The following is a 13,952-nucleotide window of genomic DNA, read 5'->3' on the forward strand; positions in this document are numbered from 1 at the left end:
TCCGGCCGGCGCCGCGATAATCTCCCCGCCATGCGCTTGGGCTTCGCCGGACTGGGACTGATGGGGACGCCGATGGCGGCCAATCTCTGCCGGTCGGGCGTGCGACTGACCGTCTATAACCGCTCTCCCGAGAAAGCGGCTCCGCTCGTGGCGCTGGGCGCCGAACGCGCGCCGACCCCCGCGCATCTGTTCGCCGCTTCGGACGCGGTGATATTGATGCTGGCCGACGACGCGGCGGTCGACGCCGTCCTCGATCGCGGCGGGCCCGACTTCGCCGGCCATGTGCGCGGGCGCCTGATCATCAACATGGGCACCCATGCGCCCGACTGGTCGCGGCAATTGGCGCGCGACGTCACGGATGCCGGCGGCGTCTTCGTCGAAGCGCCGGTTTCCGGATCGCGCGGGCCGGCGGAGACGGGCGATCTCGTCGCCATGCTGGCCGGCCCGGCCGAGGCGGTAGCGAAGGCGAAACCCGTCCTGGTGCCGATGTGCCGCGATCTGCTCGCGGTCGGGGAGGTCCCCTCGGCGATGGCGCTCAAGATGGCGGTCAACCTCTATCTGGTCGGATCGGTCGCTGTGCTTTCCGAAGCGGCGCATTTCGCGGCCCGGTCCGGGGTGGAACTGGCGCATCTCGCCGCGGTGATCGGGGAAGGTCCGCTCGGCAGCGGCGTCGCCAGGGCCAAGCTGGCCAAGATGATCGGCCGCGACTTCACGCCGCAGGCGGCGATCCGTGACGTCGTGAAGAATGTCCGGCTCATAGGAGAGAGCGCAGCGGCTGCGGGGGCCGATGCCCCGCTGCTCGCCGTCAGCCGTGGACGCTTCGAGCTGGCATCGGCCATGGGGAGCGACGAACTCGACATGGCCGCCGTGCTGACCACCTATGAACGACGCGGCGTACCGCTCCGATGAAGCCTCCGCGCCATCCCGCGCTCGTCGCCGCCGATGTGCCGGCGCGGACGGGCAGCAACTATCCGCCCGAATTCGCGATCCGCGTCGCCGGCCGGCGCAAGCAGCCGCTCGGCGATGCATTCGGGCTCACCAATCTCGGCGTCAACCGGACGACGCTGCCGCCCGGTTGCCAGTCCGCGTTGCGCCATCGCCACCACGTGCAGGACGAGTTCGTCTATGTGCTGTCGGGCCAGCTCTTCCTCGTCAGCGACGAGGGGGAAACGCTCCTGCACGCGGGCATGTGCGCCGGCTTTCCCCATGGCGGGAGCGCCCACCACCTCGTCAATCGATCGGACACCGACGCCGTCTATCTTGAGATCGGCGATCGCTTCCCCGGCGACGGGGCCGACTATCCAGACGACGATCTCAAGGCCGAGCAGAGCGAAAAGGGGTGGCGCTTCACCCGGAAGAACGGGGAGCCCTTCTGAATCATGCTGGCAACCACGATCCTCGCGCTCGAAACCGCCCTGGCGTCGAGCGTCACCATCACCATCGACGTGCTCGCCATGGCAAACCATGTCTGCCGGGCGGAAGGACGTCCGCCGGCGTTCGACGTCCGACTGACCGGTCCCGGCGCGCATCTCTTCCGGCCGTTCCTCGCCTTTCCCGAGGCACGGCATGAAGCGGCGGAGCTGTTCGTCATCCCCGCCCAGGGCTTCTCCAAGGCCGACGACTATGTCGAGCGGCTCGCCCGACCGGACGTGGTCGCGGCGCAGGGCATCGTCGCGGAGGCGATCGAGGGCGGTGCGCAGGTTGCGAGCTCCTGCACGGGAACCTTGCTGCTGGCGGGAACCGGCGCGCTCGACAACCGGCGTGCGACCACCGCCTGGTGGCTGGCGCCCACGGTCCAGGAGCTGTTCCCGGCTGTCCTGCTCGACACCACCGAGCTGGTGACCACCGACGGGCCGTTCACGACGGCGGGCGCCGCGATGGCGCAGATGGACCTGATGGTCGGCCTGGTCGCGCGCCATGCGGGTGCGGAGATCGCCGAAGGCTGCGCGCGGCGGATGCTGCTCGACGAACGGCGTTCGCAGATTCCCTATATGGCGGTCGGCCTGCTCGCCGCCTCCAGCGAAAGCGTCGAACGCGCCGTTGCCTGGGCAAGGCCGCGCCTGGGTCAAGGTATCGGGGTAAGCGATATCGCGGCGGCGACCGCGCAGTCGCCCCGCACCTTCTCGCGCAGGGTCACCGAGGCGACCGGGCTGTCGCCGATCCAGTTCCTCCAGCAGCTCCGGGTGGAAGAGGCGGTCAAGCTGATCGAGACGACGGCCCTGCCGTTCGAGGAGATCGCCTGCCGCGTCGGCTATGCCGATCCGTCGACCTTGCGGGGCCTGATCCGTCGCGGCGGCGGCCTGGGCCCGCGCGAATTGCGGGCCCGCGCGCGATCGAGGCGGGCCAGGGAACGGCTTCCGCTGACCAGGGGAATCGCGTCATGACGATATCGAGCGCAACCGCATTCGCCGCCGATTGGGTCGCGGCGTTCAACGCCCATGACCTGTCGCGGGTGCTGTCCCATTATGCGGACGATATCGAGCTCGTCTCGCCCATCTATCTCGACTTTACCGGCGGGGCGACCGACATGCTGTCCGGCAAGGAGGCGCTTCGCGGCTATTTCGGCGCGGCGCTCGATCGCTATCCCGATCTGCGCTTCACCCTGCTGGAGATCGCGGAGGGTACGCGCGGGCTGTGCCTGCGCTACCACAGCAACATCGGCGATCGCATCGCCATGGAATGCATCGAGCGCGATTCCGCCGGCCGGGCACGCCGGGCGATTTGCCATTATGTCGACCATCGGGCTCAGGGAAGGGAGGACCATGGCAGTTGACGACGGGGTTGGCGGGACCGCTTCTCGTGGCGGTCGAGGGGCGGGATGGCTGCGCCGGGCCATGCTGGGCTGTGCGGCCTTCATCGCCCTGGCGCCGGCGGGTGCGGCCGAACCGGGAGGCAAGGGCGCGCAGGTTCCGTCCGAGACGCTCGTCGAGTTCGCGCGTCCCCATCAACTCGTCGACATCGGCGGGCGGAAGCTGAACCTGTTCTGCATGGGGGCGGGGCCCCGGACCGTGCTGTTCGACGCCGGCGGGAGCGACTGGTCGGTGATCTGGGCGCTGGTGCTACCCGAGGTTGCGAAGCATGCTCGGGCCTGCGCCTATGACCGCGCCGGACTGGGTTACAGCGATCCCGCCGCCGGACCGCGATCGCCGATCGCCATCGTCGAGGATCTTCACGCCTTGATCCGGGCTGCCGGGATCGAGACGCCGCTGGTGCTGGTCGGCCACTCGCTCGGCGGCTTCCACACCAAGCTCTATACGCGGCTGTATCCGGAGGACGTGGCGGGGCTCGTCCTGATCGACCCGGCCGAGGAGCGCTCGTCCGAGCGTGTCCGCGCGTTGCTGCTGAAGCGCTATGGCGCTTCGCTGACTGCGCGGCTGGAGCTGCGCGACAATGACGGGCTCGGCCTGTTGCTGGCCCGCTTCGAGCGATGCGTCGCAGCGGCGAAGGACGGCGATCTCGATCCGCAGTCGCCGCTCTACAGGCGATGTTCCGACCCGGTCCGGCCGGCGCTGGGGCCGGCGATCGCGGCCGAGCGGGCGCGCATCCAGGTGACGCGGAGCTATCAAGAGACCCAGGGCTCCGAGGTGATCAACAGCGTCTATGGCAAGGCGGCGGGCGACCCGATCTATGCCGCGCTGTTCCGTCCCGGGGTGTTCGGCAACAAGCCGCTGATCGTGCTTACCCACGGCCGGTTCGACGCTGACGATCCCTTCGATGTCGCCGATTTCCAGTCGGGGCTGTGGTTGCACGAACAGACGGCGGGCCTGTCGCGCCGCGGACGGCATCGCGTGGTTCCGGACACCAGCCACAATATCGAGATCGACGACCCTGCGGCCGTCATCGATGCGGTCGTGGAGGTGCTGGGCTCCTCGTCCCGCTAGAATTCCTCGCCGGTGAAATGCACCCGGTTGGCCTTGATCACGGCCTGCGTCCGGCTGAACACGCCCATCTTCTGGAGGATGGCGGAGACATGGGCCTTCACGGTCGTCATCGATACGCCCAGGTCGTGGGCGATCTGCTTGTTGAGGCGGCCGTTGACGAGCTGGACGAGGACGGTCTTCTGCTGCGGGGTCAGGCTCTCTATCCGCTGCAATATGTCGGCTTCCTCCGAGGCTATCTCGGCCGGCTCGCCGATCGCGGCGGGGAGGTAGATCTCGCCCGAGACGATGCGGTGGAGCGCGTCGACGATCAGGCTGCGTTTCATCGACTTGGGGATGAAACCAGCGGCACCAGCGCCGAGCGCCTCCTGGATGATCGCGCGATCGAAGGCGCCCGAGACCATCACGACAGGCAGGATCGGATAACGCGACCGCAACAGGCGCAGGCCGTCGAGCCGCTTGACGTCAGGGATGTTGAGATCGAGCAGGATGAGGTCGAAATTGCTCTGCTTCTCCAGCGTGGCGAGCGCCTCGTCCATCGACGCGGCCTCGAAGATCTCGCACCCGTCGAAGGTCACCGCGATGACGCTCCGCAGGCCGTCGCGGACCAGCGGATGATCGTCGATGATCAATATGCGTTCCATCGTCGCGTCGGCGACCATGTCGTCCTGCATCATGTTACCCCGCAACGGATGATCCGACATTATCGGGGGCACGGCAAGCCGCGCCTGTGGTCCGCCGCGCCCCCAATGGATCATCGCTCCGTGCTCCTCACCTGGCGAGCTTGAACACCCAGAGCGAACCGCCCTGGTTGATGTCCTTGAAGGACTTGGCGACCTCGCCGCCCCACAGCGGCACCGCGCCGCCCCAGCCCGACATGACCGCGACATATTGCTCGCCGTCCTGTTCCCAGGTGACCGGCGATCCGACCACGCCCGATCCGGTCTGGAACTTCCACAGCTCTTGCCCGGTCTTGGCGTCGAACGCCTTCAGATAGCCCTCGGGCGTGCCGGTGAAGACAAGGTTGCCGGCGGTGGTCAGCACGCCGCCCCACAGCGGCGCCTTGTTCTTGTACTCCCACACGATCTTGCCGGTCTTCGGGTCCATCGCGCGCAGCGCGCCGATATGATCCTCGGCGATCGGCTTGATCGTGAAGCCCGCGCCCAGATAGGCGGCGCCCTTCTTGTAGGCGATCGGCTCGTTCCAGATGTCCATGCCCCAGTCGTTCGACGGAATGTAGAACAGGCCGGTGTCCTGGCTGTACGCCATCGGCATCCAGTTCTTGCCGCCGAGGAAGCTGGGCGAGGCGAAGACGCTTGTTCCCTTCTCGGCGGTCGGCGCGCCAGGGCGGTTGGCGTCGATATAGTTGGGACGGCCCTTGGCGTTGAAGCCGTTCGCCCAGGTCGTCTGCATCACGAACTTGTGCGCGCCGATGAACTTGCCGTTGGTGCGGTCGAGCACGAAGAAATAGCCGTTGCGGTCGGCCTTCGCGCCCAGCTTCATCGGCTTGCCGTTGATCGTCGCGTCGAACGGGATGAACTCGTTGACGCCATCGAAGTCCCAGCCGTCGTGCGGCGTGGTCTGGAAATGCCATTTGATCACGCCGGTGTCGGGATCGATGGCGAGCGTCGACGAGGTGTAGAGGTTGTCGCCGGGGCGCAGATGGCTGTTCCACGGCGCCGGGTTGCCGGTGCCGAAGTAGAGCAGGTTGGTCTCGGGATCATAGGTGCCGCCGAGCCAGGTCGCGCCGCCGCCGGTCTTCCACAGGTCGCCCTGCCAGCTCGCGTTGAGCTTGCCGGTGATGCCGTTGTCCTTGCCGTTGAGCGAGCCCATGTGGCCCTCGATCGTCGGACGGCGCCAGACCAGCTCGCCGGTCTCGACGTCGCGCGCCTCGACCGCGCCGACGATGCCGAACTCGCCGCCCGAATTGCCGTATATCACCTTGCCCTTGACGATGATCGGCGCGGCGGTGGCGCTGTAGCCGGCCTGGTAGTCGGCGACCTTCTTGTTCCAGATGACCTTGCCGGTCTCGCGATTGAGCGCGACGAGATGCGCGTCGAGCGTCGCGAAGATGATCTTGTCGCCATAGATGGCGGCGCCGCGGTTCACCACGTCGCAGCAGGGCATGATCCCTTCGGGGAGTCGGGCGTCATATTGCCACTTCTCCTCGCCGGTGCGGGCGTCGAAGGCGAACAGACGCGAATAGCTGCCGGTGACGTAGATGGTGCCGTCATAGACGATCGGCTGCGCCTCCTGGCCGCGCTGCTTCTCGCCGCCGAGCGAGGCGGAGAAGGCGGGGACCAGCTTGGCGACATTGTCGGTGCTGATCGCCTTGAGTGGGCTGAAGCGCTGGGCGCGGGGCCCCATGCCATAGGTCAGCACGTCGCCGGTCGAGGCGGCGTCGTTCATCAGATCGGCGTCGGTGGGGCCGTTCGCCTGCGTCGGCGCCGTCGCCGCCGCGAGCGCGAGCGCGGCCGCCCCGGCCAGCGTACGCAGCATGGATCCTTTCATCTCAATCCTCCCTTGTTGAAGACGCCCGGACCGGCATCCCTGATGAAACAGCCTATTGGACCGACGCAGAGCGACAATTGGACCTTGGGTCGCCCCTCAGGCGGCCAGTGCGGGTGCATAGGTGACGCCGTGCGCGGCGAAGATCGCCTTCAGCTCGCCTGACGCGGTCATCGCCGCCACGATCTCCTCGACCGCATCGCCAAGCGTGCGGCTGTTCTCCTTGACCGCCATGCCGATGTCCCAGCCGGGTGAGGTGAAGGCGGGCAGGGGCATCTTGCGCCGGTCGAGCGTACGGCCGCCGGAGTCGTGCAGGCCCGCCTCTATCTGGGCACGGCTGGCGAGAACGGCGTCGGCCTTGCCGCCGGTCACGGCCGCGACCGCCTCCGCGCCCGACATATAATGGGTGACGTCCTTCGCGAGGATGCCGCCGAACGCGCCGATCAGGTAGAAGTCGGGGATGCTGTCGAGCTCTGCCGCCAGCCGCTTACCGCGCCATTGGGTCGGTGGCGCCTCGCAGTCGAGCGCGCCCGGCGCACAGGCGAGCTGGAAGCTCTCCCGATAATAGGGCGCGATGATCGCGACCTGGTCGTTGCGCGAGGCGAAGGTCCGGTCGAACGGGATGTGGAGCATCAGGTCGGCCGGCATGAAGCCGAGCAGCCCGCCCTTCCACACCGCGTTGCGCAGATCGTCGTCGACGCTCTCGTCGGCGATGATCTCGGCCAGGTCGACACGCACCCCCAGCTTGTCCGCGATCGCGCGGGCCAGGTCGGCGTCGATGCCGTGGACCTTGCCGGCCTCGGTCCACGACCAGGGCCGGTTGTCCTTGTAGACCGCGATGCGCAGCACGCCGAGCGCCTTGACCTTGGCGAGCGGCGCGGCCTCGGCCAGCGCAGGCAGCAGGGCGAGCCCAGCGGCCGCCGCCGCGCCGAGCAGCAGCCCCCGGCGGCCGATCATCCTTCGTGCTTGGTTTCGAGCCAGGCGCGGATCGCCCAGCCGGCCTTCTGGCCCAGCACCTCGCCGAACGGAGGCATATAGACCTTCCCGTCATGCGCGGAACCGTGCTGGAAGCGCTCGATGAACCACTGGTCGCCGCTCTCGCCCAGTTCCAGGTAGCGCAGGTCGGGGGCGATGCCTCCCGACTCCGCGTCGAGCCCGTGGCAGCGTGCGCAGTTCTGGCCATAGGCCGACTGGCCGATCGCGATCGCCTTGGCGTTGCCGCTATAGGGGTTCTTCTCGAGCCATTCGGGCCCGATGTCGGGCAGCGCGCTGGTGTCGACCGCCTGCGGGGTGACGTTGCCGTGCGCCATCAGCGCGGTGGCCATCGTCGCGGCCATCAGCGCCGCCGAACCCACCAACGCTATCCTTGCGAATTCCATGATCCATCCTCGCCTGTCGGCCATACGGCCTTTCTGGAAGCATATTAGGCCGATGGGATCGGCGCCCCCATTGGCCTTTGGTACAATCCCTCGCCCCGGCACCGGGGACTAGACCTTCGGGCGGAAAGATCGGGAGAGGCATGGGATGAGGTGGATCGCATGGTGTGCGCTGGGCATGATCGCCGCTCCGGCCGCCGCGGAGACGCTCTATGTCTCCAACGAGCGCGGCAACAGCGTCAGCGTGATCGATGCCGATGCGGGCCGGACGATCGCCACCTGGCCGGTCGGCGGTCGGCCGCGCGGCATCACCCTGTCGCGCGACGGGCGCTTCATCTATCTGTGCGCCAGCGCCGATCATGCGGTGCAGGTGATCGACCGGGCGACCGGCAAGGTCGTGGCCGAGCTGCCCTCGGGCCAGGACCCCGAGCAATTCTTCCTGTCGCGCGACGGCGCCACGCTGTTCATCGCCAATGAGGACGACGCCGCGCTGACCGCGGTCGACGTCGCCGCGCGCAAGGTCGCCTTCCAGGTGGACGTCGGCGGCGAGCCCGAAGGCGTCGCGCAGAGCCCGGACGGCAAATGGGTGGTCGTCACGTCCGAGGAGGACAATGTCGTCAACTGGATCGACCTGGCGAGCCGGACGATGGCGGAGGCGATGCCGGTCGACCTCAGGCCTCGCCATGTCGAGTTCACCGGCGACGGGCGCGAGCTGTGGGTCGCGGCCGAGGTCGGCGGAACCGTCCAGATCGCCGACGTCGCGACACGCAAGGTGGTCGACACGCTCCGCTTCGCCATCCCCGGCGTCGCCTCCTACCGCATCCTGCCCTGCGGCATCCGCTTCACCCCCGACGGCCGGACCGCGATCGTCGCGCTCGGCCGGGCCGATCATGTCGCGCTGGTCGACGTCGCGACCCGCAAGGTCCGCGCCTATGTGCCGGTCGGCCGCCGGGTGTGGCACGTCGCGGTCGGCGCGGACGGGCGGCGGGCCTATGCCGCCAATGGCCTTTCGGACAATGTATCGGTGATCGACCTCGCTGCCGCGAAGGTCGTCGCGACGGTCCCGGCGGGCGAAAGCCCTTGGGGAATCGTGGTCGCGCCCTGATCCCCGGTCGGTCGCCCGGCCCAAAGGACGAGAACCAAAGTCCAATTTCGGCGCCCGGGCCTTCCCCCGACAGTCACCCCCGGCCGGCATCGACCGGCGGCATAACGGGAGGATGACATGGGAAGGAAGATGCTCCTGCGCGGCGCCTGCGCGGCGGTCCTGCTGGCGGCGACGGCGAGCCCGGCGATGGCCGGAAGCTCGGCCGAGCTGCTCAAGCGGCTGCACGAGAAGGGGATTTTGACCGACGACGAATATCAGCAGCTCCTGAAGCAGGACGATGTGCCGTCCGCATCCGCCGCTTCGGGGCCGTCCTGGGTCGACGACAAGTCGATCGTCCGGGTCAACGGCAGCGGCCTCGGCCTTCAGGTCGGCGATATCGCGCTCAAGATCTCGGGATCGGTCAATGGCTTCTACGTCCATGACAATGGCGACAATCCGGGCCCGACCAGGACCGTCGTCGGCGGAGTCGCGACGGTCGGCTCCAACAGCTCGGCGATCCGCAACGGCCTGCTGCCCGGCTTCCTGAAGATCGAGGCGAGCACCACGCTCGACGGTTGGGATGTCGGCGCGCATTTCGGTATCTATCCCGGCATCAACTCGGTCAGCTATGTCGGCGGCGGCGCCAACAGCGGCGGCAATCCCCGCGCCTTGCAGACCAGCGGCATCGACTTCCGTCAGACCTTCCTGACCTTCGGCCGCAAGGGCTTCGGCGAGGTGAAGATCGGCCGCGACATCGGCCTTTACGGGTCCGAGCAGATCCTCAACGACATCACCCTGCTGTCGTCGGGCACCCCGGCGGGCAACGTCGCCCCGTCGAACACCACGCTCGGCCGGATCGGCACCGGCTATATATACACCGACTTCCAGCCGCAGATCACCTACACCACGCCCAGCCTGGCCGGTTTCCAGGCGAGCGTCGGCATCTTCGAGCCCCTCAGCTCGCTGACCGGTCCCGCCGAATCGAACAAGCAGCCCGGCTTCCAGGCCAAGCTGGTCTATGACGGCAAGCTGGGCGGGGTCGCGACGCGGCTGTGGCTGGCCGGCATCACCCAGAAGCACAATGTCGTCGGCGGGCCCGATTATACCGGCAGCGGCTTCGACACCGGCGCCAAAGTCACGGTCGGCCCGGTCACGCTGGTCGGCACCTATTATGACGGCTCGGGGCTCGGCACGACCGCGCTCAACCTGTTCGACACCGACGGCCTCGGCAACAAGCGCGACAGCCACGGCTTCTATCTGCAGGGCCTGGCGACCTTCGGGAAGGTCTCGGTCGCGGGTAGCTATGGCGAGAGCAATCTCGACTATGCCAACCTCGCCGACGCGGTCGCCAATCCGGCGCTGGTCGACAAGAACAGCAGCTGGGTAGGGCAGGTGCGCTACGGGCTGAACAGCTGGGTCACGCTGATCAGCGAATATGTCCACACCCGGTCGAAGGCGCACAACGGCAACAAGGCGTCCTCGAACGCGATCGCCAGCGGTGCGATCCTGTTCTTCTGACCCAAGGGCCAATGTCCAGGGGCGGAGGCGGTGTCCTATCGAGGATGCCGCCTCCTGCCGTTCCAGGCAGGTGTTGGGGGAGGATAGACATGCGGATGTTCCGCTTCTTGCCGCTGCTTGCGCTGGTCCTGCCGGCGGCAGCCGTTGCCGAGGACGATGCGGGTGAAATCGTGGTGCAGGGCGAAGGTCTGCCGCTGCCACCGGGCACGCCCGCCTATGGCGCCGTGATCGTCGATCGCGCCCGCTTGGCGAACAGCGCGTCGAACCGCATCGAGTCGGTCCTGTCCGATATCGCCGGCTTCCAGCAGTTCCGCCGATCGGACAGCCGATCGGCCAATCCGTCCGCGCAAGGGGCGACCCTGCGCGCGCTCGGCGGCAATGCATCGAGCCGGACGCTCGTACTGCTCGACGGCGTACCAATGGCCGACCCCTTTTTCGGCTATATCCCGTTCAGCGCGTTGGTGCCCGAGCGGCTCTCGCTGATCCGAGTCACGCGCGGCGCGGGCGGCGGCGCTTTCGGGGCGGGGGCGGTCGCGGGCACGATCGAGCTGGCGAGTGCCGGGCGGGAGGCGATGCCCGCGCTCGCCGCCTCAGCCTTCTACGGCAGCAGGGATGCGACCGAGCTGTCGGCCGGGCTGGCCACGGGCGTGGGCGGCGGCTTCGTCACCCTGTCGGGTCGCTGGGATCGGGGCGACGGTTTCCAGACGACCCCGTTCGCGCAGCGCGGCGTGGCCACGGTTCCCGCCCGCTACGAGGGTTGGTCGACGGCGCTTCGTGCAGTCGCGCCGCTCGGCGACGATATCGAGATCCAGGCGCGCGGGCTGGTCTTTCGCGACGATCGCACCTTGCGCTTCCGGGGCGCCGACAGCGGCAGCGAAGGACAGGACGCCAGCGTGCGGCTGATCGCGCGTGGGCCGTGGCAGGTCGACGCGCTCGCCTATCTGCAGCTCCGCAACTTCTCCAATGTCGTGGTCAGCTCGACCAGCTTCCGCCGCTCGCTCGACCAGCGCAACACGCCGTCGACCGGTCTTGGCGGCAAGATCGAACTGCGCCCGCCATTGGGAGACGCGCATCTGCTGCGTTTCGGCGCCGACCTCCGGCGCGCCTCGGGCGACATGTTCGAGGACGCCTACAACGCGTCGACCGGCGCGCTCACCGCGCGCCGCCATGCTGGCGGGCGGCAGACCACCGCCGGCGCGTTCGTCGAGGACGACTGGACGATCGGCCGGCTGGTGCTGACCGGCGGCGCGCGCGCCGATCATTGGTCGATCGCGCACGGATTCTTCCGGGCGCGCAATGCCGCCGATCTGCCGACCGCCGACAACCGTTTCGCCCGGCGGAGCGGCTGGGAGATATCGGGACGGGCCGGCGCGCTGCTGCGCCTGTCGGACGCGGTGGCGCTGCGTGGGGCGGGTTATACCGGCTTCCGCCTGCCGACCCTCAACGAGCTCTACCGGCCCTTCGTGGTCTTCCCGATAACGACCCAGGCCAATGCACAGCTGAAGCCCGAGAAGCTGAAGGGCGTCGAGGCCGGACTCGATCTGGCGCCGCTGCCGGGCGCGACCTTCGGCATCACCGCCTTCTACAACCGGCTCGGCGATGCGATCGCCAACGTCACGATCGGCGCCAATCTGCGTCAGCGGCGCAACGTCCGGGCGATCGTCGCCAAGGGCGTCGAGCTGACCGGCGCCGGGCGCTGGGGAGACGTCGCGCTGACCGCCTCATACGCCTATAGCCATGCGACGGTCGATGCGCCGGGTGGGGCATTCGACGGCCTCGTCCCCGCGCAGAGCCCCCGCCATGCGGCCAGCGCGACACTGGCCTGGGAGCCTCGACGGGGGCCGGCGTTATCGGCGACGCTGCGTTATGTCGCGCGCCAATATGAGGACGATCTGCAGGTCGATGCACTGCCCCATGCGCTGACCGTCGACGCGGTCGCGCGGCTGCCGCTGGGCGGTGGCTTCAGCCTCGTCGCCCGCGGCGAAAATCTGTTCGACGAGACCGTCGTCACCCGCAACGTCGCAGGATCGATGGACCTCGGCACGCCACGGACGCTGTGGATCGGCGTCAAGTTCGAAGGATAGGAGCACCCATGGCCGACAACCTCTATCCCGTGCCCGCCAGCTGGGCGGCCAAGAGCCGGATGACCGCCGCCGAGCGCGCCGCCGACCATGGCTTCTCGCTCGCGTCGCCGGAGCGCTACTGGCTCGACCGTGCCGGGCGGCTCGACTGGTTCCGCTTCCCGACCAAGGCCGACGAGAGCAGCTTCGACGAGGCGGATTTCCAGGTGAAGTGGTTCGCCGATGGCGAGCTCAACGTGTCGGTCAACTGCATCGACCGGCACCTGGCCGAGCATGGCGACCAGGTCGCGATCGTCTGGGAGCCCGACGACCCGGCCGAGGCGCCGCGCCGTTTCACCTATGCCCAGTTGCATGAGGAGGTCTGCCGCCTCGCCAATGTCTTGAAGGCCCATGGCGTGAAGAAGGGGCATCGGGTCACCATCTACCTGCCGATGATCCCGGAGGCGGCGTTCGCGCTGCTCGCCTGCGCGCGGATCGGGGCGATCCACTCGGTGGTGTTCGGCGGCTTCTCCCCCGATGCGCTGGCCGGGCGCATCCAGGATTGCGACAGCAGCGTCGTCATCACCGCCGACCATGGCCGGCGCGGCGGCAAGCTCGTCCCTCTCAAGGCCAATGTCGACGAGGCGCTGAAGCAATGCACCAGCGTCGAGACGGTCGTCGTCGTTCGCGCGACGGACGGTGCGGTCGAGATGGTGCCAGGCCGCGACGTCTGGCTGGATGAAGCCATCCGACATGTGGCGGCGGACTGCCCGCCTGAGCGCATGAATGCGGAGGACCCGCTGTTCATCCTCTACACGAGCGGGTCGACCGGCAAGCCCAAGGGCGTCGTGCACACGACCGGCGGCTATCTGCTGTGGGCGAGCCTGACCCATGAGCTGTGCTTCGACTATCGACGCGGCGACGTCTTCTGGTGCTCGGCCGATATTGGCTGGGTCACCGGCCACAGCTATATCGTCTACGGCCCGCTCGCCAACGGCGCGACGACATTGATCTACGAAGGCGTGCCCAACTGGCCGAGCCCGAGCCGGATGTGGGAGGTGGTCGACCGACACGGCGTCCACACGCTGTTCACCGCGCCGACCGCGCTGCGCGCGCTGATGCGCGAAGGTGATGATTTTGTTGCCGGAACCTCGCGCAAATCCCTGAGATTGCTGGGGACGGTTGGCGAACCGATCAACCCCGAGGCATGGCGCTGGTATCATGAAGTGGTCGGTGAGGGACGCTGCCCGATCATCGACACTTGGTGGCAGACCGAAACGGGGGCGGCGATGATCGCGCCGATGCCGGGGGCGACCGCACTGAAACCGGGCAGCGCCACGCTGCCGATGCCGGGCGTCGCGCCTGAGCTGGTCGACGCCGAGGGACGACCGGTCGAGGGGACGGGCGAGGGCAATCTGTGCATCGCGCGGAGTTGGCCGGGGCAGATGCGCACCGTGTGGGGCGACCATGCCCGCTTCTTCCAGACCTATTTCTCGACCTATCCCGGCAAATATTTCACCGGCGACGG

The 13,952-nt window shown here is 68.2% G+C and carries 13 protein-coding genes; 9 read left to right on the plus strand and 4 right to left on the minus strand.

Going from position 1 to position 13,952, the window contains the following annotated elements; genetic code table 11:
- Positions 1-30 precede the first annotated feature (30 nt).
- The 5 genes from B5X82_RS24645 to B5X82_RS24665 all read left to right on the plus strand — a co-directional run bounded on the left by B5X82_RS24645 (position 31) and on the right by B5X82_RS24665 (position 3,881).
- Positions 31-909: an NAD(P)-dependent oxidoreductase gene (locus B5X82_RS24645; protein ID WP_079651009.1), complete on the plus strand. Its 879-nt coding sequence runs from the start codon at positions 31-33 to the stop codon at positions 907-909.
- Positions 906-1,376 (plus strand): cupin domain-containing protein, encoded by a 471-nt coding sequence (locus B5X82_RS24650; protein ID WP_079651011.1) that lies wholly within the window; start codon positions 906-908, stop codon positions 1,374-1,376. The genes B5X82_RS24645 and B5X82_RS24650 overlap by 4 nt, the downstream gene beginning before the upstream one ends.
- 3 nt (positions 1,377-1,379) lie before the next feature.
- The gene (locus tag B5X82_RS24655) at positions 1,380-2,384 is read left to right on the plus strand and encodes a GlxA family transcriptional regulator (RefSeq protein ID WP_079651013.1); all 1,005 of its coding nucleotides are present in this window, start codon (positions 1,380-1,382) and stop codon (positions 2,382-2,384) included.
- Positions 2,381-2,773 (plus strand): nuclear transport factor 2 family protein, encoded by a 393-nt coding sequence (locus tag B5X82_RS24660; protein ID WP_079651015.1) that lies wholly within the window; start codon positions 2,381-2,383, stop codon positions 2,771-2,773. The genes B5X82_RS24655 and B5X82_RS24660 overlap by 4 nt, the downstream gene beginning before the upstream one ends.
- Before the next feature lie 61 nt (positions 2,774-2,834).
- Positions 2,835-3,881, plus strand: coding sequence for an alpha/beta hydrolase (locus B5X82_RS24665; RefSeq protein WP_176152700.1), 1,047 nt, complete (start codon positions 2,835-2,837; stop codon positions 3,879-3,881).
- Here B5X82_RS24665 and B5X82_RS24670 read toward each other — a convergent pair.
- The 4 genes from B5X82_RS24670 to pedF form a co-directional block, all read right to left on the minus strand.
- Positions 3,878-4,636, minus strand: a complete 759-nt coding sequence (locus tag B5X82_RS24670; RefSeq protein WP_079651018.1) for a response regulator — start codon at positions 4,634-4,636, stop codon at positions 3,878-3,880. The two genes, B5X82_RS24665 and B5X82_RS24670, sit on opposite strands and share 4 nt — an antisense overlap.
- A 13-nt stretch (positions 4,637-4,649) precedes the next feature.
- Positions 4,650-6,389: a methanol/ethanol family PQQ-dependent dehydrogenase gene (locus B5X82_RS24675; RefSeq protein WP_079651019.1), complete on the minus strand. Its 1,740-nt coding sequence runs from the start codon at positions 6,387-6,389 to the stop codon at positions 4,650-4,652.
- Between the two features lie 96 nt (positions 6,390-6,485).
- Positions 6,486-7,343: a substrate-binding periplasmic protein gene (locus tag B5X82_RS24680; protein ID WP_079651021.1), complete on the minus strand. Its 858-nt coding sequence runs from the start codon at positions 7,341-7,343 to the stop codon at positions 6,486-6,488.
- Entirely contained in the window at positions 7,340-7,765 is a 426-nt protein-coding gene (gene pedF, locus B5X82_RS24685) for a cytochrome c-550 PedF (protein WP_176152701.1), read from the minus strand. Before pedF ends, B5X82_RS24680 begins: the two co-directional genes overlap by 4 nt.
- 145 nt (positions 7,766-7,910) lie before the next feature.
- Between pedF and B5X82_RS24690 the strand changes: the two genes are divergently transcribed.
- From B5X82_RS24690 to acs, 4 genes are all read left to right on the plus strand, one after another.
- Positions 7,911-8,867 (plus strand): PQQ-dependent catabolism-associated beta-propeller protein, encoded by a 957-nt coding sequence (locus tag B5X82_RS24690; protein ID WP_079651024.1) that lies wholly within the window; start codon positions 7,911-7,913, stop codon positions 8,865-8,867.
- A gap of 117 nt (positions 8,868-8,984) precedes the next feature.
- Complete coding sequence (locus tag B5X82_RS24695; RefSeq protein WP_079651026.1) at positions 8,985-10,364, plus strand: hypothetical protein; 1,380 nt, start codon at positions 8,985-8,987, stop codon at positions 10,362-10,364.
- An 89-nt stretch (positions 10,365-10,453) separates the two neighbouring features.
- On the plus strand, positions 10,454-12,448 hold the full coding sequence (locus tag B5X82_RS24700; RefSeq protein WP_079651028.1) for a TonB-dependent receptor plug domain-containing protein: 1,995 nt from the start codon (positions 10,454-10,456) through the stop codon (positions 12,446-12,448).
- Between the two features lie 8 nt (positions 12,449-12,456).
- On the plus strand, positions 12,457-13,952 hold a 1,496-nt coding region (acs, locus tag B5X82_RS24705; protein WP_079651030.1), incomplete at its 3' end, for an acetate--CoA ligase.

Origin of the sequence: Rhizorhabdus histidinilytica (assembly GCF_900167915.1) — a bacterium.
Classification (GTDB): Bacteria; Pseudomonadota; Alphaproteobacteria; order Sphingomonadales; family Sphingomonadaceae; genus Rhizorhabdus; species Rhizorhabdus histidinilytica.